Here is a 19,335-nt window from a genome sequence, read left to right as displayed (position 1 = left end):
TTTTATTACGACCCTAATCCTGCCACAGAACGGTTTCGGCGCGCGCGCTCCATGCTTGCAATTGTGGCCCGTACGTCGACTCGATCACGTTGCGTTTGATCTTCAAGGTCGGCGTGAGAAAACCGTTTTCCACCGCCCAGTGGTCTTTCACCACCACCAATTGCCCCATGCGTTCGTGCTTGTCCAGGCCCGCGTTCACCTGTGCCAGCCAGCGTTCAAGACCACTGCCGAGGGCTTGGCGGTCCTCGCCGGGTGCCGACAAGACGCACAGCCCTATCGGCGCGCTGAGCCCCTCGCCGACCACACACACCTGTTCAATACGTGCATGTTCGGCCAGGCGGTTTTCAATCGGCGCCGGGGCCACGTATTTGCCTTTGCTGGTCTTGAAAATTTCCTTGAGGCGTCCGGTCAGGCGCAGGCGACCGTCCGCGTCCTGCTCGCCCTTGTCACCCGTGCGCAGGAAGCCATCTGCGGTGAGCGTATCCGCGGTTTTCTGCGGGTCCTTGAAGTAGCCCAACATGGTCGCGCCACTGTGTACCTGCACTTCGCCTGACGGGTCGATACGCACTTGCACGCCTGGGCAGGGCTGGCCGATCCAACCAAGCGTTTGCCCACCTGGGCGACACACATGGGAATAGCCGCAGTTTTCGGTCATGCCATATACCTCCAGCACATCCAGGCCCAGGCGCTGATACCAACGCAGCAACGCCTCGGGCACCGGCGCCGCGCCGGAAAGGGCGATGCGTAGCGCGTCCAGACCCAGGCCGGCGAGGACTTTATGGCCGACGCGCTTGCCGATAAAAGGCAGGCGTAACAGGGTATCAAGGCGTTTTTCCGGGATTTTGGCGTAGACGCCCAGTTGGAATTTGGTCCAGATGCGCGGCACGCCAAACAAGGCCGTCGGCCGCGCCCTGCGCAAATCGGTCAGGAAGGTCTCCAGGCTCTCAGCAAAAAAAACGGTTTGCCCGGTATAGATCGACGCCATTTCCACAAACATTCGCTCCGCCACATGGCACAGCGGCAGGTACGACAGCAACCGGTCATCCTCTCCCAGGCCAAACAACTCAGTACCGCGCGTGGCAGCACACCCCAAGGCGCCGAAACTGTGCATCACCCCTTTGGGCAGGCCGGTCGTGCCGGAGGTGTAGATGATGGTAGCCAGGCTGTCGGCATCCGGTAGCGGGTTGTCCTGAATCGGCGAGCAGGCTTGCAGGTTCGCCCAGTTGAAATCGAAAGCCCCGTCAGGACACAGCGGCAGGCTGATAGTCGGGACACCCGCAGGGATGCCAGGCGCCATCGCCGACCAATCATCAAGCTTGCCGATCAGCGCCAACCGCGCCTGCGAGTGAGTCAGCACATGGGCGACTGAGTCCGCGGTGAGGTTGGGATAAAGCGGCACCGACACATGCCCGGCCATCCAGATCGCCAGGTCGGCGATGATCCAGTGGGCGCAGTTTTTTGAAATCAAGGCAATGTGCGAGCCCTGGGGCAACTCCCGCGCACGCAGCCAGTGCGCAGCGCAACGGACCTGGTGGCCGACATCGCCCCAGGTGAGGGCCTGCACCTCACCGCCGCCGATGGGCTGAACGAGGAAGACTTTGCGCGGGTGCCGCGCTTCACGCTCGAAGAAGACCTGCAACGGCAAACGAAAAGCGACAGGCATGGGACGCGCTCCTTTGTGATCCGAGATACAGCCGACCAAGCACTTGCTTGGTTGACGGTATAGCACAGGTAAAGGAAATGGCTTGTCGCTAACCACGATGCGAAGCGAGCCGCTCTTGATCTGCTCTTGATCTTGATCTCAGGCGCCCCGTCGAACCACGCTGGCCGGAATTCCGGGTCCTTTTCCAAAAGTGACCCGCCGTTGGGCGGAACTCTAAGTGGCCGTTACCGCAGCAGTGGATATGTACTCGGTATAACAGTGTCGCCTGTCAGGTCGTCATCGCAGGCAAGCCAGCTCCCACATTTGGATTGCGGGGTGTCATGTAGATAGGCGTCGGCTGTCAAGCCGTCATCGCAGGCAAGCCAGCTCCCACAGTTGGATCGCGGGGTGTCAGCGAGATAGGCGTCGGCGGCAGGCCGTCGCGGGAGCAAGCGCCCTCGCCACAGCGTCGCACGATGCCTAGGGATTCTTCACACCCACCAGACTCATCAACCCCGCCAACGGAAAATCACCCTCAAGCTCCGCCAGGCTGGCCGTGTACATCGGCTGTGGCTGACGCTGATGCCCATGCTGCAAAAAACTGATCAGGCTGCCCACCAGCGGTTGGTGGCTGACCAACAGCACGTCGTCATCGCTGTCGAGTTTCTCCAGCACTCGCTGAACATCCCCATCGGGCGTCAGCCACGGCACAGTACGGATTTCGGGCTGAAACCCCAGCACATCGCGCACCAACTGCGCCGTCTGTTGCGCCCTTACATAAGGGCTGGCAATGATGGCGCCCAAGGGCTGGCCAATCAGGTGCGCAGCACTGCGCAAGACTTCGGCACGCCCATGCTCGGTAAGGTTGCGCTCGGCGTCCGTGGGTGCGTGCCCTTCAGCTTCACCGTGACGCAGAATCCATACCTTCATAGCTTCGGCTCTTCATCACGCACCGGGTGCGGTGCCGGCGGTACGCTGTGGGCCGCTTCGCCTTCGGGCGCACGTGGGGTTGGCCAATCGGCGAACGGCCAGGGCTTTTGCTCGGTGTGGAAGCTGCCGAAGCGGCCAATCTGCGCCAGGAACTGGCTGAGGCTGTCGCCAAAGTTCATCAGGCCCAGGTTCGGCGCTCCGTAGACCAGCCGGTAAATCAATTGCACCACCACCAACGCGCCGAGCAGGAATTGCGCCACCTGCCACACCAGCGCAAACACCAGCATCCACAGAATGCGCAAGACAATCGACTCGTATGGGGGGGCAGCTTTGGGATCGTTCATGACGCGCTCCTCAGTTAAAACCACTGGTGGAAATGAAGTCGACATCGGTCTTGGGCTCGGCCCGCATCAGTAACTCGATGACTTGGTTCAAGGTGCGCCCTTCGAACAGGATCGCGTGCAGCCCGGCGACCAGCGGCATGTACACGCCCACTTCCTGGGCCTTGGCCTTCAAAACCTTGAGGGTGTTGACCCCTTCGGCCACTTCACCCAGGCGCGTCACCGCCTCCTCCAGGCTCAGCCCTTGGCCCAGGGCAAATCCAACCTGATAGTTGCGGCTTTTAGGCGATGAGCAGGTGACGATCAAGTCACCCACGCCCGCCAGGCCGAGGAAGGTCATGGGGTTGGCGCCCTGGTTCACCGCAAAACGCGTCATCTCGGCCAGGGCACGGGTGATCAGCATGCTCTTGGTGTTTTCGCCCATGCCCAGGGCCACGGCCATGCCGGCGATGATCGCGTAGACGTTTTTCAAGGCGCCGCCCAATTCGACGCCGAAGCGATCGGCGCTGGCGTAGACCCGGAAAGTACGGCCATGCAGCACCGCCTGGACGCGCTCGCACAAGGCCTCGTCTTCACTGGCGACCACGGTGGCGGTCAACGCGTGCTCGGCGACTTCCCGCGCAAGGTTTGGCCCGGACAGCACGCCAATGCGCGCCTGAGGGGCGATTTCGGTGAGGATTTCACTCATCAACTTGAAGGTGTGGGCTTCGATGCCCTTGGTCAGGCTGACCAACAACTTGCCAGCCAGGCGTTCGGCGTGGGGCGCCAATACCGAACGCAAGGCGCTGGAAGGCAGCGCGACGAAGCACAGGTCGCAAGCCGTGAGGGTGTCCAGCAGGTCGGTCACCGGTTCGACGGCAGGATGAATCTTGATACCTTTAAGGTAACGGGGGTTTTCGCGATGCACGCGAATGGCTTCGGCCTGCTCGGGGTCGCGCATCCACTGACGCACCGCGTGGCCGTTCTCGGCCAGCAGGTTAGCCACGGCGGTACCAAAACTTCCGCCTCCCAGGACCGCAATAGGGCGCTGTTCAGTCATATGCAATCCGTTAATCCATACCAGTGGCGATGGCGGCATTATACGGGGCGCCCGGCTTGCGGCCAGCCCCCCTATCAATTCGCGGTTTTGTCAGAAAATGCCACGGGTGTGCGAAGTAAATGCAAGTCCGACGACTGGCAAATAGCCGCGCCTCGGTTAACATGGTCGGCTATCCGCAATTAACAAGGCCGTGCCGTGTATCTAGGCCCTCCTCCTCGCTCATCACTGTTATTGATGCTGGTGTGCGCTACCTGCGCACAGGCCGACGACCTGTTCCTCGACAGCCAGCCGCTGCCCCAGGTCTTGACCGCCACGCGCCTCAAGCAATCGGCCGCCGCCGTGCCCGGCAGCATGACGGTGATCGACAGCGAGCTGATCAAGGCCAGTGGTGCCCGGGACATCTCGGAACTGCTGCGGCTGGTTCCCGGGATGATGGTCGGCTACACCAGCGGCAACCAGGCCTCGGTGAACTACCACGGCACCAGCGCCAGTGATGCCCGGCGCATGCAGGTGTTGATCGACGGGCGCTCGGTCTACCGCGCTGGCCTGGCCACGGTGGACTGGAGCGATATCCCGGTGGCCATGGAGGATATCGAGCGCATCGAGGTCTTTCGCGGCCCCAACACCGTCAGCTACGGCGCCAATGCACTGATGGCGGTGGTGAATATCCTCACCCGCTCGCCGGCCAACAGCCAGGGTTCACGGATAAAGGTGGTCCGTGGCGAACGTGGCATCAATGACTTCTATGCCAGCCAGGGTGTGGGCTGGGAGACCGGCGATTTGCGCTTGTCCCTGTCCGGGCAACAGGACGATGGTTTTGACAGCGACGCAGCCGGCGCCGACCGCCGTGACGGGCGCCGTCTCAACCGTTTCAGCCTGGCGGTGAGCCAGACCTTGAATGGGCAACAAAGCCTCGATTGGCAACTGAACGTCAAGGAAGGCACGAACCAGCGCCCTTATACCTACACCCCGGTGTTTGCCGGGATTACCGAAGGCGGTAGCAATTCCGACGCCACCGCCAAAGACTATGCGGGCTCCCTGCGCTGGAACTTCGACTTCAACCCCGACCACAGCCTGTATATCCAAGGTTCGGCACAGCAATGGGACCGCAAGCAAATCTGGAAAGCCTGTGACGCCAAGGTCTCGTTCAGCCCGGAGCTGACCCAGCTATGGCAGCTCAACCCCAACTATGCCGAACAGCTGGCGCGGCACATGGACACCTACAGCCAAGGCTCCGCACCACCCGGCAGCGCCGCCGAACAGGCCTTGGCCAATCAGGTGCTGGGCCAGTGGCGCAACGGCGCCAACCAGAGCGTGTGCGGCGATATCGACCAGAGCGCCCGTGAAAGCCGCTACGACGTGGAGATTCAGGACACGCTCAGCCTTTCCGACAGCCTGCGCCTGGTCAGCGGCATGAATTACCGCTACGACCGCGCCGACTCCGAGACCTACTTCAATGGCACCCTGGACGACACCACCTGGCGTCTGTTCGGGCATCTGGAATGGCGCGCCAGCGAACACTGGCTGCTGCAAGGTGGCGCCATGTACGAAGACACGCACCTGAGCGGTAACTCGCTGACGCCCCGTGTGGCGGTCAATTACCTGATCAACCCCCGCCACGGCTTGCGCGCGGTTTACTCCGAGGCCATCCGCTCGCCGGACATGTTCGAGAACAACGTCAACTGGAGCTACCGTGTCACCAATCTCAGCTCCCCGACCTACGGGCAAAACGCCGGGCAATATTTTGTCGTGACGCGCGGCCCCGGCAACCTCGACAAAGAGTTGATGCGCTCACGCGAGCTGGGCTACAACGGCTTCTTTGCCGAGCTGGGGCTGAATGTCGACGTGAAGCTGTTCTATGACGAAATCACCGACATGATCAGCTCGCCGCTGCGCAACAACCAGTACATCGCCAGTAACGCCAACAGCTCGCGCTTCACCGGTGCCGAGTCACAGTTCGACTGGCGCGTGAGTAGCGCCGACCGCCTGCGCCTGACCTATGCTTATGTAGACGCCACCTCCAGCAACCCGCTGGACAAAGCGCAAACCGCGCGTAACAGCGGCTCGGCCGGTTGGCTGCGTGAATGGGGCCAGGGGTGGTCCAGCGCCTTGTTCTACTATGGCGACGACGCACTCAACCAATATCGCTTCCAGCGGGTCGACCTGCGGGTGGCCAAGCGCATTGCCGTAGGCAAAACCAACGTGGAGCTGGCGGGCATGTTGCAACAACGCCTGGATAACCAACCCACCACCTGGGCGGACAACAACTACGACCATCGCCACGTTCTCTACTTCAGCGCCGAGCTGGACTTCTGACATGGCCGATCAGTCACGGATGACACGCCTCCTGGTTTCACGATTGTGGCGCCGCGGCCTGCTGCTGGCGTGCCTGCTGCTGGCAGCGCCGGCCTGGAGTGCCAGCATCCTGCTCACGGCCGCCGAGGACGGTGCCGGTGTGCGCGCCTTTACTCAGGCCCTTGCCCAACAGCGCCCCAACGACCAGGTCAGCTTTACCCCCCTCAACGAGTTGCCGGCGCCCAGGGACTTGCCCGCCAGCACCCGTTTGATCCTCCTCGACCTGCCCGGCCTCGACTGGCGCCTGCAGGATGCCCAGGGGCCGCCCGCTCTGGTGTTGCGCATCAGCCGCCTCCAGGCCCGGCAACGCCTGGGCAACACGCACCCGGCGAAAATCAGCCTGCTCTGGAGCGACCCGCCGCTGGAGCGTCAGTTGCGCCTGATCGTCCATATCCTGCCCCAGGCCCAGCGCGTTGGCGTGCTTTACGATGCCGGCAGTGAGTTCCTGCTGCGCGAACTGATGCAGGCCGCCAAGCCCATCGGCCTGGAAATCGTGCCCCAGCTCTGGGACAACACCAGTGACAGCCGCCCGTTGCAAAACCTGTTCAAGAACAGCGACGTGCTACTGGGCCTGGACGATCCGAACCTGTACAACCCCAAAACCGTAAAAAACCTGTTGCTGAGCAGTTACGCCCGACAACTGCCGTTGGTGGGGCCCAATGCCGGCTTTGTGCGGGCCGGCAGCCTGGCCAGCACCTACAGCGATCAGGCCGACTGGCTCGCCGTGCTGGACCATCTGCTGGACCAGCCGCCGGCCAATTGGCCGCACACGCTCTACCCTGAACACTTCAAAGTCGTGGGCAACCCGCAAGTCGCACGCTCACTGGGCATCGAACAGGTCGATGAAGTCGCCGTTGCCGCCCGCTTGGCCGAAGGAGAACAACGTCCATGACCTTGCGTCGTCGTTGGGATATCAACACCCGCACCCAGCTCATTACCCTGGGCCCCGCGCTGCTGTTGACCCTGCTGCTCATCACCTTCTTCACCTTTGTGCGCATCCAGGATTTGCGCCAGGAACTGGACCACACCGGTCAATTGATCGCCAACCAGCTGGCGCCCGCCACTGAGTACGGCGTGATTTCCGGCAACAACGACGTGCTTGAATCCCTGCTGCGTGCAACCCTGGCCACGCCCCATGTACGCTTCCTGGAGATCCAGGACAGCGCCGAGAACATCCTGGTGTACGTGGAGCAGCCGTCCGAGCGACATGATCGCTCGCTGTCGGTGAAGGTGTTCCAGGCACCGATCCGCCTGCAACACATCCAGCTCAACAATGACTTTTTCCAGGACAACCTCAACGAACCCAAGGCCCCCCGCGCGGACTACCTGGGGCGGGTGATCGTGGGCATGTCCAATGATGCGTTCAGCCAGCGCCAGCAGGAGATCCTGTTCAAGGCCGGGATCCTGGCCTTGTTCGCCCTGCTGTTTACCTTCCTGCTGGCGCGGCGCTTGTCGGCGAGCCTGTCAAAGCCGATCAGCGCCATGGGGCATGCGGTCAAGGCCATCCAGCAAGGCGATTACAAGACGCCACTGCCCATCGTCGATGACTCGGAACTGGGCGACCTCTCGCGGCATATCAACAACCTGGCCGAGGGCCTTCACCAGGCCAGTCGCGAACAGCAACAAGCCATGGCCCAGTTGATCCAGACCCGTGAAGAAGCCGAGCGGGCGAACAACGCCAAGTCGGATTTCCTGGCGATGATGAGCCATGAACTGCGCACGCCCATGAATGGCGTGCTGGGCATGCTGCAACTGCTGGAAACCACCGAGATGACCGAGGAGCAGACCGAGTATGCGGCGCTGGCTTCGGAGTCTACCGAGCACTTGCTCAAGGTGATCAATGACATCCTCGATTTCTCACGCATTGAACGCGCCGCACTGGAGCTGGAGCATATTCCGTTCAACCTGGCGGACCTGATCAGCAGCTGCGCCCAAGCGTTCCAGCACAGTGCCCAACAGCGCGGGCTGAGCCTGGAGTTGCCCATCCCCATGGGCCTGGAAGCCCTGCGGGTGCGCGGCGACCCGACGCGGATCCGCCAGATTCTGGTAAACCTGATCGGCAATGCATTGAAATTTACCGAACATGGCAGCGTGACCGTCGAGCCCCACTGGCAAACCCTGGACCATGAGTTGCTGTGGTTCACCTGCACCGTGCGCGACAGCGGCATCGGTATTTCTGCCGAACGCCTGGATTTGATGTTCGATGCCTTCCAGCAGGCCGACAGCTCCATTTCCAGGCGTTACGGTGGCACGGGCCTGGGCCTGCCGATTGCGCGCACCCTGGCCGAACGTATGGGCGGCACCTTGCGCGCCCAGAGCGAAGAAGGTCGAGGCTCAGTGTTCACCTTGGAGATTCCGCTGGCCATTGACCAGCAGCATGTGCCGGTCGCCGCTCCTGATGCGCTTGGCAAAGCCAGCGCGGGCGATGGGCGCCACGTACTGTTGGTGGAGGACAACCCGGTCAACCGCACCGTGGTCGAAGCGATGCTGCGCAGCCTGGGCTTCGAAGTCAGCCTGGCCACGGACGGCGCCGAGGCGATCCGCAGCGCCGAGAGCTTGATTTTCACCGCCATCCTGATGGATTGCCGCCTGCCCTTGATTGATGGCTACGAGGCCACGCGGCAGATTCGCCAACTGCCTGGCTGCGCCGATCTGCCGATCATCGCCCTGACGGCCAACGCCTTGCAGGGCGATCGCGAAGCCTGCCTGGCAGCCGGAATGAACGATTACCTGGCCAAGCCGTTCAAACGCACGGATTTGCAGCAAATCCTGCAGCGCTGGGTGCAATAGCGCCGCGCCATCAGCCAACTGCGACTGGCGTGAAAGACGAAAGTGGGGCAGTCTTAGGCACCCGAACGGGCTGATAAACAGGCCCGGTTTAAAATTTCAGTGAACAAGTGTACATTCAGTGCCTTGCCGCTGTGACTTTCACTACAACGCAATAGTCTATGTGTAGGCTGCCGCTATGAGGCATGAACGCTTCATTCGGTTCGGGAAGATTTGCCCTACCCTGCCGCATGGGATTATTGAGGAGCTCGCATGACCAAACAAAACGCCTTTACTCGGGAAGACCTGCTGCGCTGCAGTCGCGGTGAGCTGTTCGGCCCAGGTAACGCGCAACTGCCCGCCCCGAACATGCTGATGGTGGATCGCATCACCCATATCAGCGAAGAGGGTGGCAAGTACGGCAAAGGTGAATTGGTCGCCGAGCTGGATATCACCCCTGACCTGTGGTTCTTCGCTTGCCACTTCGAAGGCGACCCTGTGATGCCAGGCTGCCTGGGCCTTGATGCCATGTGGCAGCTGGTCGGTTTCTACCTGGGCTGGCAAGGCCTGCCGGGCCGCGGTCGCGCCCTGGGTTCGGGCGAAGTGAAGTTCTTTGGCCAGGTACTGCCGAGCGCCAAGAAAGTCACCTACAACATTCAAATCAAGCGCGTCCTCAAGGGCAAGCTGAACCTGGCCATCGCCGACGGTTCGGTGACTGTCGACGGTCGCGAGATCTATACTGCCGAAGGCCTTCGGGTCGGCGTATTTACTTCCACTGACAACTTTTAAGGGTTATCCGCATGCGCCGCGTCGTTATCACTGGTCTGGGCATCGTTTCTTGCCTGGGCAATGACAAAGAGACCGTCACCGCTAACCTGCGTGCAAGTCGCCCTGGCATCCGCTTCAACCCGGAATATGCCGAAATGGGTCTGCGTAGCCAGGTTTCCGGCTCCATTGACCTGCCCCTCGAAGAACTGATCGATCGCAAGATCTATCGCTTCGTCGGCCACGCTGCCGCCTACGCCTACCTGGCCATGAAAGACGCGATCGCGGACTCCGGCTTGAGCGAAGACCAGGTTTCGAACGTACGCACCGGCCTGATCGCCGGCTCCGGCGGCGCATCGACCCTCAACCAGATGGAAGCGCTGGATATCCTGCGCGAAAAAGGCGTGAAGCGCGTCGGCCCTTACCGTGTCACGCGGACCATGGGCAGCACCGTTTCCGCTTGCCTGGCTACGCCATTCCAGATCAAGGGCGTGAACTACTCGATCTCCTCCGCATGCGCCACCAGCGCCCACTGCATCGGGACTGCCGTTGAGCAGATCCAACTGGGCAAGCAGGACATCGTATTTGCCGGCGGCGGTGAAGAAGAGCATTGGAGCCAGTCGTTCCTGTTCGACGCCATGGGTGCATTGTCCACCCAGTACAACGAAACCCCAGAAAAAGCCTCCCGCGCTTACGACGCCAAGCGTGACGGTTTCGTCATCGCCGGCGGTGGTGGCATGGTGGTGGTCGAGGAGCTGGAACACGCCCTGGCCCGTGGCGCGAAGATCTACGCGGAAATCGTTGGCTATGGCGCGACGTCCGACGGCTACGACATGGTTGCGCCAAGCGGTGAAGGCGCCATCCGCTGCATGCAGATGGCAATGTCCACCGTCGACACCCCAATCGACTACCTGAACACCCACGGCACCTCGACCCCGGTCGGCGATGCCAAGGAAATGGAAGGCGTGCGTGCGGTATTTGGCGACAAGGCTCCGAAAATCAGCTCCACCAAGAGCCTGTCGGGTCACTCCCTGGGCGCCGCTGGCGTTCACGAAGCGATCTATTGCCTGCTGATGATGGAAGGCAACTTCATGGCCGGCTCGGCCAACATCGACGAGATTGATCCGGTTGTGGCCGATATGCCGATCCTGACCAAGACCGTTGAAAACGCCAAGATCGACACCGTGATGAGCAACAGCTTTGGTTTTGGTGGCACCAATGCCACCTTGGTACTGAAGCGCTGGCAGGGCAAGTAAGCCCCGCAGGTTGATCACATGAAAAAGCCCCGACTGGTTCGGGGCTTTTTTTTGCGTTTGATTTGAAACCGCGTCGCCTTTATCGCAGGCAAGCCAGCTCCCACCTTCGACCGCGTTCACCCTGAAGGAATACGGTCCAGTGTGGGAGCTGGCTTGCCTGCGATTGGGCCAACCCGGTTCCCCGCCCTACACCGAAAACCGCGCCACCATCGAATTCAGATCCACCGCCAACCGCGACAACTCCTGGCTCGCTGCACTGGTCTGATTGGCCCCGGTCGATGTCTGGTGCGCCAGGTCGCGGATATTCATCAAGTTACGATCCACCTCCCGCGCCACCGCCGCCTGCTGCTCCGAGGCACTGGCAATCACCAGGTTGCGTTCGTTGATCAAGGTGAATGCCGAGGCAATCTCTTCCAGGGCCATGCCCGCCGATTTGGCGATCTCCAGTGTGGAGCGCGCCCGTGTGTTGCTCTGTTGCATCGAGCTGACAGCCTGGTCGGTGCCCTGCTGAATCCCGCTGATCATCTGCTCGATTTCCTGGGTCGACTGTTGTGTGCGATGAGCCAAGGCCCGCACCTCATCGGCTACCACCGCAAACCCGCGCCCGGCATCCCCTGCTCGCGCCGCTTCAATCGCCGCGTTCAGTGCCAGCAAGTTGGTTTGCTCGGCAATCGAGCGAATCACATCCAGCACTGTGCTGATGCCATAGACCTTTTGCGCCAGCGCTTCGACCTGGGTCACATTGGCGGTCACATCGGTGGCGAGGGCTTCAATCGAGACCACCGTCTGCTGCACCTGTTCACGCCCTTGCTGGGCAATGCGGTCGGATTCGCGAGACGCCTGGGACGTGGCCACGGCATTGCTCGCCACCTCCTCCACCGCCACCGTCATCTGATTGACGGCCGTGGCCGCCTGTTCGATTTCCTGGTTCTGCTGGTGCAAGCCACGGGTCGCATCCTCGGTGACGCAACTGAGCTCTTCGGAAGCCGACGCCAATTGGTTCGATGATTCTGATATGCGCCGGATAGTGTCGCGCAAGCTCTCCTGCATACGCTTGAGCGCCTGTTGCAAGCGCGCCGGCTCGTCGCTGCCACTGAGCCTGATGTCGCCCGTCAAGTCGCCACTGGCAACGCCCTGGGCCACTTTCAACGACTGTGCCAGCGGCAGCACGATGCTGCGCGTCAGCCACACCGCCAGGCCAATCGTGATCAACGCCGTGACGCCAATCATGGTCATTACCCAGACCCGCGACTGGCTGAACACCTGCTGTGCCAGCCGGGCGGCCTCGTTGGCGCTGGACTTGTTCAGATTGACCAACTCACGCAGCGTCACGGCCATCTGGTCGGCCATCTGATTCATTTCGCCATTGACCACCGCAATGGCCTCCTCCAGCCGATTGGCCTTGGATAAGCCCACCACTTGCTCCTGGCGTTGCAGGTACTGCTGCTCCTCGACCTTGAAGCGATCAAACAGCACCCGCTCCTCAGGCAAGACGATCAATGCCTCGTACACGCCTTCAGCGTGATGCAAGCCGGTTTTGATCTCGGCGATTTTCTGCTCGTTCTGCGCCACCGCCTGGGGGTCGCGGTTGACCAGCAAGCGCAACGTCAGCGCCCGAATGCGCAACACATCCTGATTCATCTCCCCCACCGCCATGACGCTGGGCAGCCAGTTGGTCTCCACCTGGTCCGACTGCTGGCGCATATTAGCCATCTGCAACAGGGCAAAGCCGCCCAAGACGAACACCATCAACGCCAGCACACCAAAGCCCAGGCCGGCGCGAGGGGCGATATTCAAACTGCGGATATTCATGCCAGGGTTCCTTCCAAAAGTACTGCATCCACCTGCAGCGGGTCTCTTGGACGTTATCGGCACCTGAGGTCATGAGCATAAGATCAAAACGCGATATCAACGCGCGTCGCCATCGCGATGCGGCTTGGGCAGGATGGCGAGGAAGTTGTCGCGCGCAACCTTGTGGGCAACGTCTTCGGGCAACGCATCGAGGAAAGGATCGAAACGGCGCATCTCCTTGCCCAACTTATTGAAGCGCCCCACAACATCGGAGCCGAGCATGAAGCGATCCGGGAAGCGCTCCACCAGCGCAACCCATTGCGACCGTGGCTTGCCGGCGTCGTCCAGCAGATACGGTGTGAGCATGCTCCAGGACAAGTCGATATACAGGTTGGGGTAAGCCTCAAGCAGGCGCGCCAAGGTGGGCAGCAAAAACTCCATTTGCACCTGATGACGGTGGATTTCCTTGCTGGTACCGGCATGGGCCCAGATAAAACGCGTGTGCGGGTGGTTGCGTAACGGCTGCTCGACTTCCGCCAGGTACAGTGGGTTGCGCTCACGTTTGGAGGTAATGTTGGAATGCAGCATCACCGGCAGGTCGTTTTCGGCCGCCAGGTGGTAGATGCGCGTCATGGCTTCGTTATTGGCACGCGGCGTGTCGCCGGAAGTCAGCGCGGTGAGGTCATCATGGCGGGTAAACACTTCACCGATGCCCTGCCACAGCCCAGGGTTGAGGTCGAGCATGCGCTGGATGTGGGCGGCGGAGTTCTTGTCGTTGGGATTGAAACCGGCGAGGAACGGGTGAAAGTGCTGGCGTTGCGCAGGAGAAAGTTTATTCACTGCCGCCGCGACGATCACATCCGTGGCGCTGTACCAATAAGCATCGGCGTCGTCACCGGCGTAATAGCGCGGACGCTTGGGCTCGTCTTCGTGCCATTTCTTGGCCACGGGAATCCCGGAAATCATGACGTGCTCAATGCGGTTGTCCGCCATGGCCTTGAGCAGCTTGTCCATGCCGGCGCTCTCCTGAAAGAAATCCACGTAATGCAGGTGCGCGTCGCTGTAGGCATAGTCACGAGCCTGCGCGGCAAGGCTGCTGATGGCAAGCAACAAGGCAAGACTCAGGCGGGTTCCAGACACGGTAAAACCTCAATATGGGCTGATACGGGTAGACCTTGCGCCAGCCTTCAGGGTTCAGCATGGAAAAAACCGGAACACTGGAGTGCCAGCATGCTCTATAACTGCATGACCTTCATCCTGCGCCCTTATGAGGTTTGCCATGCCTGTTACCGTCAATACGCTGAACGCTGAAAACTTTCGTCACAGCGTGAATATCAATAATCACGAGCTGTTTACCGACCTGCCCAAGAGCCTGGGCGGTGACGATTCGGCGCCCTCCCCCCACGATTATTTCGATGCTGCGCTGGCGTCGTGCAAAGCTTTGACCGTGAGGCTCTACGCGCAGAAAAAAGCTATCCCGCTGACCGGCGTGACCGTGGAGGTCACTCACGACAGCGCCGAAGAGCAAAAGGGTAAATACAAGCTCAACGTCAAGCTGACTCTCAAGGGCGTACTCACCGACGCCCAGCGCGATGAACTGCACCGCGTCGCCGATAAATGCCCGGTACATAAGCTGATGACCACTGCCGAAGTCACTATCGAGACGAAATTGTCGGAAGGTGCCTTCAGCCAATAGCCCCACCTTCCCATCGAGCGGGTTATGCTCAAAGCATCCAACCCGCTCAGACTGGGATGCCCATGACCACTCTCACCGTGATTCGCCCTCGCCCCGAAGATGTAGAAGGCCAGCCTATCCTGCGGCCCCTGCCCTCGCGTGAATGCCGCAGCGTCGGGCCCTTTGTGTTTTTCGACCACATGCTGCCGACCCGCTACGCACCGGGTAACGGCATGAATATCCGCCAGCATCCCCATATCGGCCTGTCCACCCTTACTTACCTGTTTGAAGGCGTCTTGCAGCATAAGGACAGCCTTGGCTCGGACCAGGTGGTGCAAGCCGGCGATGTCAGCTGGATGACCGCCGGCAGCGCGATTGCCCACGTCGAGCGCACACCTGAAGCGGTCAAGGCCAGTGGCTTCAACCTGCACGGCCTGCAGGTATGGCTGGCCTCGCCCAAGGACCACGAGACCGGGCCCGGACACTACAGCCATCACCCAGCGGCGAGCTTGCCGATAAGCGATAACCTCGGCGTGCAGGTGCGTTTGATCGCCGGTGATGGTTTTTGCCTCAGGTCACCGGTGCCGGTACTGTCGCCGACGCTGTATGCCGAGGTACAGATGCAAACCGCCACCACCCTGTTGATTCCTGATGAACATGAGGAACGTGCGGTGTATGTGCTGGAGGGTGAGGTGCAGTTGGACGGTGAAGCCCTGGAGGTGAACAGCTTGGTGGTATTGCCGACTGGGCAGGAGATGACCCTGTATGCCGAGAGTGATTGCCACCTGATGGTATTTGGCGGGGCTCCGCTGGATGGGCCGCGACGGATCAACTGGAATTTTGTGGCGAGCGACCCGGCGGTGATCGAGCAGGCGAGACAGCGTTGGGCGGCTGGGGATTGGCCGACTGTGCCGGGGGAGTCAGAAAGAATCGAGTTGCCTGTGAAATAGCTATCGCAGGCAAGCCAGCTCCCACATTTGATGGGTATACACATTTTAGAATGTAGGAGCTGGCTTGCCTGCGATGGCGTCCGATCAGGCGCTGAGAAATCAGCCCTTGAACACTTCATCCAACAAGTTATGCATCGACTGGAAAGCCCGCGCAGCGGTCTTGGCGTCGTACATCATCTTGCCTGGCACATTGGCATGGGGGTCGGTGAAGGAATGCACCGCACCGCCGTAGCTCAGCAACTGCCAATCCACACCCGCCGCGTTCATTTCATCTTCGAACGCCGGCAGTTGCTCTTTGGGCACCAACGGGTCCGAGGCGCCATGCAGCACCAGCACTGAACCCTTGATGTTCTTCGCGTCTGCGGGGTTCGGTGTATCCAGAGTGCCATGGAACGACACGGCAGCCTTCAGCGGCGCGCCGGTACGGGCCAGTTCCAGGGAGCAGCAACCGCCAAAGCAGAAGCCGAAGGTGGCCAGTTTCGACGTGTCCACCGCGGCTTCAGCTTGGCCTTGCAGTTGCTCGAAGGCGGCTTGCATGCGCTTGTTCAGCAACGGGCGATCATTCTTCAACGGCATCATCGCCGCGCCCGCTTCATCGCCATTTGAAGGACGTACGTTTTGCCCGTAGAGGTCGGCAATCAGCACCACGTAGCCTTTGCCGGCAACGGCCTTCGCGATCTCTTCGGCCCCCCCACTCACGCCCATCCAGTTCGGCGCCATCAGCAGTCCCGGCAACGGGCCCTTGTGGCTGGCATCGAATGCCAGACGGCTTTCATAAGACTGGCCATCAATCTGATAGACCACGGAACGTACAGTGACTTGGCTCATGATTCACTCCAGTTGAGGTGCGCACAAACGAAAAAACCCGCCGAAGCGGGTTTTTCTACAACGGTGTTAAACCGACAATTCAACCAACAGCTTGTTCAGTCGGCGCACATACGCGGCCGGGTCCTTCAAGCTGTCGCCGGCTGCCAGGGCGGCCTGGTCGAAGAGGATGTGCGACAGGTCACCAAACCGCTCTTCGCTCTGCTCGCCATCGAGTTTCTCGATCAGCGGGTGAGACGGGTTGAATTCGAAGATGGGCTTGGAATCCGGCACTTTCTGGCCGCTGGCTTCCAGGATCTGGCGCATCTGCATGCCCAGGTCCTGCTCGCCGATGGCCAGGATCGCAGGAGAGTCGGTCAGGCGGTGGGAAACCCGCACTTCACTCACCGCTTCGCCCAGGGAAGCCTTGATGCGCTCAACCAGGCCCTCTTTGGACTTGGCGACTTCTTCGGCTTCTTTCTTCTCTTCTTCGGAGTCCAGGTTACCCAGGTCCAGATCACCACGGGCCACGTCGACGAAGGTTTTGCCGTCGAACTCGGTGAGGTAGCTCATCAGCCACTCATCGATACGGTCGGTCAGCAGCAGCACTTCGATGCCTTTCTTGCGGAAGACTTCCAGGTGCGGGCTGTTCTTGACCTGGGCGTAGGTTTCGCCGGTCAGGTAGTAGATCTTGTCCTGACCTTCCTTGGCACGTGCCAGGTAGTCAGCCAGGGACACAACCTGCTCGCCGTCTTCACCCTGAGTCGAGGCAAAACGCAGCAAACCGGCGATTTTTTCCTTGTTGGCAAAATCTTCCGCCGGGCCTTCTTTCATGACCTGGCCGAAGTTTTTCCAGAAGCTCTTGTATTGCTCAGGCTCGTTCTTCGCCAGCTTTTCCAGCATGTCGAGTACGCGCTTGGTGAGCGCCGACTTCATGGAGTCGATGATCGGGTCTTTCTGCAGGATTTCCCGCGACACGTTCAGCGACAGGTCGTTGGAGTCGACCACACCTTTGATAAAGCGCAGGTACAGCGGCAGGAAGGATTCCGCCTGGTCCATTACGAACACGCGCTGCACGTACAGCTTCAGGCCTTTTGGCGCTTCACGCTGGTACAGGTCGAACGGAGCACGGGCCGGTACGTAGAGCAGCGAGCTGTATTCGAGCTTGCCTTCAACCTTGTTGTGGCTCCAGCTCAGCGGGTTCTCGTAGTCGTGGCCGATGTGCTTGTAGAACTCCTGGTATTCCTCGTCCTTGATCTCGGTACGCGGACGGGTCCACAGGGCGCTGGCGCGGTTGACGGTTTCCCACTCCACCGCCGGGGCTTCTTCGCCTTCGGCAACGGTCTGTTCCTTGGGCAACTCGATCGGCAACGCGATGTGGTCGGAGTACTTCTTGATGATGTTGCGCAGGCGCCAGCCATCGGCGAATTCATCTTCACCGGCTTTCAGGTGCAGCACGATGCGCGTGCCACGGTCAGCCTTGTCGATCGTGGCGATTTCAAATTCGCCCTCGCCCTTGGAAGCCCAGTGCACGCCTTCGCTGGCGTCAAGGCCGGCGCGGCGGCTGAAGACTTCAACCTTGTCGGCGACGATGAAGGCCGAATAGAAGCCCACGCCGAATTGGCCGATCAGGTGAGAGTCTTTTTTCTGGTCGCCCGACAGGTTCTTCATGAAATCTGCGGTGCCGGACTTGGCGATGGTCCCCAGGTGGGTGATCGCATCGTCACGGCTCATGCCGATACCGTTGTCTTCGAGGGTGACGGTCTTGGCGTCTTTGTCGTAGCTCACACGGATCTTCAGTTCCGCGCCGCCTTCCAGCAACTCAGGCTTGGACAGGGCTTCGAAACGTAATTTGTCGACAGCGTCAGAGGCGTTCGAGATCAATTCGCGAAGGAAAATTTCCTTGTTGGAATACAGCGAATGGATCATGAGGTGCAGCAGTTGCTTCACCTCGGTCTGGAAGCCCAGGGTTTCCTTTTGAGTTTCCACACTCATGGTCATCAAACTCCAATTGGATGGCAGTGGCCGCGCCCTTGAGGGTTGGCGGCGGGTTGTCATCAAAGTTGGGGACTAAGACCAGGATTTCAAGGGCGAACCAATTCCTCAATTTTGAAATGTGCCCGGGCAATGGCAATCGGTTCGGCCGGCGTGCTCTGCCAGGCGGTAATCGCCACGTTGGCCACGCGCCGGCCCTGGCGCCATACCTGACACTTGGCATAAGTGTCCCGAAACTGGCCGGCGCGCAGATAATCCAGGGAGAAGTCGATGATTTTCGGCAGGCCCGGAGCGCCGGTGAACACCAGCAGGTGCATGGCGGCTGCCAGCTCCATGAAGCCGGCGATCACCCCGCCATGCAACGCTGGCAATATGGGGTTACCAATATTGTCCTTGCTGGCCGGCAGGCGAAACAGCAACTCATCCCCAAGGCGGGTGCATTCGATGCCGATCAGCCTGGCATAGGGCACCAGCTCGAGCAGCGCATCGTAGTCGCCACGATCGAGGGCTTGCTCCAGGCGCGTCTTGAACCGATGCGTCATGCCTGTTCTCCCTTGACGACAGTGCCCAAGCCTTGGGTGCCTTTGAGGCGCTTGCCCATGCGCATGAACGTGCCTACCACATGGGCGATAGGTTGTTGCGGGTCATCCTGATAGGCAACGCCACGGGTGAAGATCACGTCGGTGGTCACCCGGTAGCATTGCGCGAAGCCATACACCGGCTTATGGGGTTCGGCGGGATGCATGTAGTCGATACGCAGGTCCAGGGTGGGGCACACCTCGAACTCGGGCAATACGCACAGGGTCGCCATGCCGCAAGCGGTGTCCATCAAGGAGGTCAGCGCGCCGCCGTGGATCACCCCGGTCAGGGGATCACCGACAATATGCGGCCCATAAGGCAGTACGAGGGTCATGCCCTCCTCGCTGGCTTCATGCACCGCCACACCCAGCACCTGGCAATGGCGCAGGGCCGAAACGAAGCGCACCGCACGCTCTAACAAAGGGTTTTCGGTCATTGTTTTTAGAC

At 60.6% G+C, this 19,335-nt stretch carries 17 protein-coding genes; 7 read left to right on the top strand and 10 right to left on the bottom strand.

Annotated elements, in window-relative coordinates; translation table 11 throughout:
- Positions 1–13: 13 nt before the first annotated feature.
- The 4 genes from GH769_RS05515 to GH769_RS05500 form a co-directional block, all read right to left on the bottom strand.
- Positions 14–1,663 (bottom strand): AMP-binding protein, encoded by a 1,650-nt coding sequence (locus GH769_RS05515; protein ID WP_032902993.1) that lies wholly within the window; start codon positions 1,661–1,663, stop codon positions 14–16.
- Between the two features lie 459 nt (positions 1,664–2,122).
- Positions 2,123–2,572 carry a phosphohistidine phosphatase SixA gene (sixA, locus tag GH769_RS05510; RefSeq protein WP_014717749.1) on the bottom strand — a complete coding sequence of 150 codons (450 nt, stop codon included), beginning with the start codon at positions 2,570–2,572 and terminating at the stop codon, positions 2,123–2,125.
- A complete protein-coding gene (locus tag GH769_RS05505) occupies positions 2,569–2,916 on the bottom strand; it encodes a DUF4389 domain-containing protein (protein ID WP_014717748.1) in 348 nt (115 codons plus the stop codon). The genes sixA and GH769_RS05505 overlap by 4 nt, the downstream gene beginning before the upstream one ends.
- Positions 2,917–2,926: 10 nt before the next feature.
- On the bottom strand, positions 2,927–3,952 hold the full coding sequence (locus GH769_RS05500) for an NAD(P)H-dependent glycerol-3-phosphate dehydrogenase (protein ID WP_014717747.1): 1,026 nt from the start codon (positions 3,950–3,952) through the stop codon (positions 2,927–2,929).
- 195 nt (positions 3,953–4,147) lie between these two features.
- Here GH769_RS05500 and GH769_RS05495 point away from each other — a divergent pair, with 195 nt between their 5' ends.
- The 5 genes from GH769_RS05495 to fabB all read left to right on the top strand — a co-directional run bounded on the left by GH769_RS05495 (position 4,148) and on the right by fabB (position 11,094).
- Positions 4,148–6,268: a TonB-dependent siderophore receptor gene (locus tag GH769_RS05495; RefSeq protein ID WP_317147082.1), complete on the top strand. Its 2,121-nt coding sequence runs from the start codon at positions 4,148–4,150 to the stop codon at positions 6,266–6,268.
- A gap of 1 nt (position 6,269) precedes the next feature.
- Positions 6,270–7,199 (top strand): ABC transporter substrate-binding protein, encoded by a 930-nt coding sequence (locus GH769_RS05490; protein WP_020301703.1) that lies wholly within the window; start codon positions 6,270–6,272, stop codon positions 7,197–7,199.
- Positions 7,196–9,097 carry an ATP-binding protein gene (locus GH769_RS05485; protein WP_014717744.1) on the top strand — a complete coding sequence of 634 codons (1,902 nt, stop codon included), beginning with the start codon at positions 7,196–7,198 and terminating at the stop codon, positions 9,095–9,097. Before GH769_RS05490 ends, GH769_RS05485 begins: the two co-directional genes overlap by 4 nt.
- Before the next feature lie 249 nt (positions 9,098–9,346).
- A complete protein-coding gene (gene fabA / locus GH769_RS05480) occupies positions 9,347–9,862 on the top strand; it encodes a 3-hydroxyacyl-[acyl-carrier-protein] dehydratase FabA (protein ID WP_003190035.1) in 516 nt (171 codons plus the stop codon).
- Positions 9,863–9,873: 11 nt separating this feature from the next.
- Positions 9,874–11,094, top strand: a complete 1,221-nt coding sequence (fabB, locus tag GH769_RS05475; RefSeq protein ID WP_003190033.1) for a beta-ketoacyl-ACP synthase I — start codon at positions 9,874–9,876, stop codon at positions 11,092–11,094.
- Between the two features lie 186 nt (positions 11,095–11,280).
- Here the strand turns inward: fabB and GH769_RS05470 are convergent, their stop codons facing one another.
- Complete coding sequence (locus GH769_RS05470) at positions 11,281–12,906, bottom strand: methyl-accepting chemotaxis protein (protein WP_020301701.1); 1,626 nt, start codon at positions 12,904–12,906, stop codon at positions 11,281–11,283.
- Between the two features lie 96 nt (positions 12,907–13,002).
- Positions 13,003–14,025: an amidohydrolase family protein gene (locus GH769_RS05465; RefSeq protein WP_032902990.1), complete on the bottom strand. Its 1,023-nt coding sequence runs from the start codon at positions 14,023–14,025 to the stop codon at positions 13,003–13,005.
- A 139-nt stretch (positions 14,026–14,164) separates the two neighbouring features.
- Between GH769_RS05465 and GH769_RS05460 the strand changes: the two genes are divergently transcribed.
- The gene (locus GH769_RS05460; protein ID WP_014717741.1) at positions 14,165–14,581 is read left to right on the top strand and encodes an OsmC family protein; all 417 of its coding nucleotides are present in this window, start codon (positions 14,165–14,167) and stop codon (positions 14,579–14,581) included.
- A 62-nt stretch (positions 14,582–14,643) separates the two neighbouring features.
- Positions 14,644–15,510: a pirin family protein gene (locus tag GH769_RS05455; protein WP_032902988.1), complete on the top strand. Its 867-nt coding sequence runs from the start codon at positions 14,644–14,646 to the stop codon at positions 15,508–15,510.
- 99 nt (positions 15,511–15,609) lie between these two features.
- On the opposite strand, the gene GH769_RS05450 is transcribed toward GH769_RS05455, so the two are convergent.
- From GH769_RS05450 to GH769_RS05435, 4 genes are all read right to left on the bottom strand, one after another.
- On the bottom strand, positions 15,610–16,338 hold the full coding sequence (locus GH769_RS05450; protein WP_032902986.1) for a dienelactone hydrolase family protein: 729 nt from the start codon (positions 16,336–16,338) through the stop codon (positions 15,610–15,612).
- 66 nt (positions 16,339–16,404) lie between these two features.
- Positions 16,405–18,309: a molecular chaperone HtpG gene (htpG, locus tag GH769_RS05445; RefSeq protein ID WP_014717738.1), complete on the bottom strand. Its 1,905-nt coding sequence runs from the start codon at positions 18,307–18,309 to the stop codon at positions 16,405–16,407.
- Positions 18,310–18,398: 89 nt separating this feature from the next.
- Positions 18,399–18,851: a PaaI family thioesterase gene (locus GH769_RS05440; protein ID WP_032902985.1), complete on the bottom strand. Its 453-nt coding sequence runs from the start codon at positions 18,849–18,851 to the stop codon at positions 18,399–18,401.
- Positions 18,848–19,324 carry a PaaI family thioesterase gene (locus GH769_RS05435; RefSeq protein WP_032902984.1) on the bottom strand — a complete coding sequence of 159 codons (477 nt, stop codon included), beginning with the start codon at positions 19,322–19,324 and terminating at the stop codon, positions 18,848–18,850. Before GH769_RS05435 ends, GH769_RS05440 begins: the two co-directional genes overlap by 4 nt.
- Positions 19,325–19,335: the final 11 nt, after the last annotated feature.

Origin of the sequence: Pseudomonas sp. CFSAN084952, from assembly GCF_009648855.1 — a bacterium.
GTDB classification, from domain to species: Bacteria; Pseudomonadota; Gammaproteobacteria; order Pseudomonadales; family Pseudomonadaceae; genus Aquipseudomonas; species Aquipseudomonas paracarnis.
The sequence above is the reverse complement of the archived record's forward strand: the minus strand, read 5'-3'. Positions and strand labels throughout refer to the sequence as shown.

Coding starts and splice junctions, on each gene's coding strand:
- GH769_RS05455 (WP_032902988.1), top strand. CDS start 14,644: ATGACCACTCTCACCGTGATTCGCCCTCGCCCCGAAGATGTAGAAGGC.
- htpG (WP_014717738.1), bottom strand. CDS start 18,309: ATGAGTGTGGAAACTCAAAAGGAAACCCTGGGCTTCCAGACCGAGGTG.
- GH769_RS05450 (WP_032902986.1), bottom strand. CDS start 16,338: ATGAGCCAAGTCACTGTACGTTCCGTGGTCTATCAGATTGATGGCCAG.
- GH769_RS05460 (WP_014717741.1), top strand. CDS start 14,165: ATGCCTGTTACCGTCAATACGCTGAACGCTGAAAACTTTCGTCACAGC.
- GH769_RS05485 (WP_014717744.1), top strand. CDS start 7,196: ATGACCTTGCGTCGTCGTTGGGATATCAACACCCGCACCCAGCTCATT.
- GH769_RS05490 (WP_020301703.1), top strand. CDS start 6,270: ATGGCCGATCAGTCACGGATGACACGCCTCCTGGTTTCACGATTGTGG.
- GH769_RS05470 (WP_020301701.1), bottom strand. CDS start 12,906: ATGAATATCCGCAGTTTGAATATCGCCCCTCGCGCCGGCCTGGGCTTT.
- GH769_RS05435 (WP_032902984.1), bottom strand. CDS start 19,324: ATGACCGAAAACCCTTTGTTAGAGCGTGCGGTGCGCTTCGTTTCGGCC.
- GH769_RS05505 (WP_014717748.1), bottom strand. CDS start 2,916: ATGAACGATCCCAAAGCTGCCCCCCCATACGAGTCGATTGTCTTGCGC.
- GH769_RS05515 (WP_032902993.1), bottom strand. CDS start 1,663: ATGCCTGTCGCTTTTCGTTTGCCGTTGCAGGTCTTCTTCGAGCGTGAA.
- GH769_RS05500 (WP_014717747.1), bottom strand. CDS start 3,952: ATGACTGAACAGCGCCCTATTGCGGTCCTGGGAGGCGGAAGTTTTGGT.
- sixA (WP_014717749.1), bottom strand. CDS start 2,572: ATGAAGGTATGGATTCTGCGTCACGGTGAAGCTGAAGGGCACGCACCC.
- fabB (WP_003190033.1), top strand. CDS start 9,874: ATGCGCCGCGTCGTTATCACTGGTCTGGGCATCGTTTCTTGCCTGGGC.
- fabA (WP_003190035.1), top strand. CDS start 9,347: ATGACCAAACAAAACGCCTTTACTCGGGAAGACCTGCTGCGCTGCAGT.
- GH769_RS05440 (WP_032902985.1), bottom strand. CDS start 18,851: ATGACGCATCGGTTCAAGACGCGCCTGGAGCAAGCCCTCGATCGTGGC.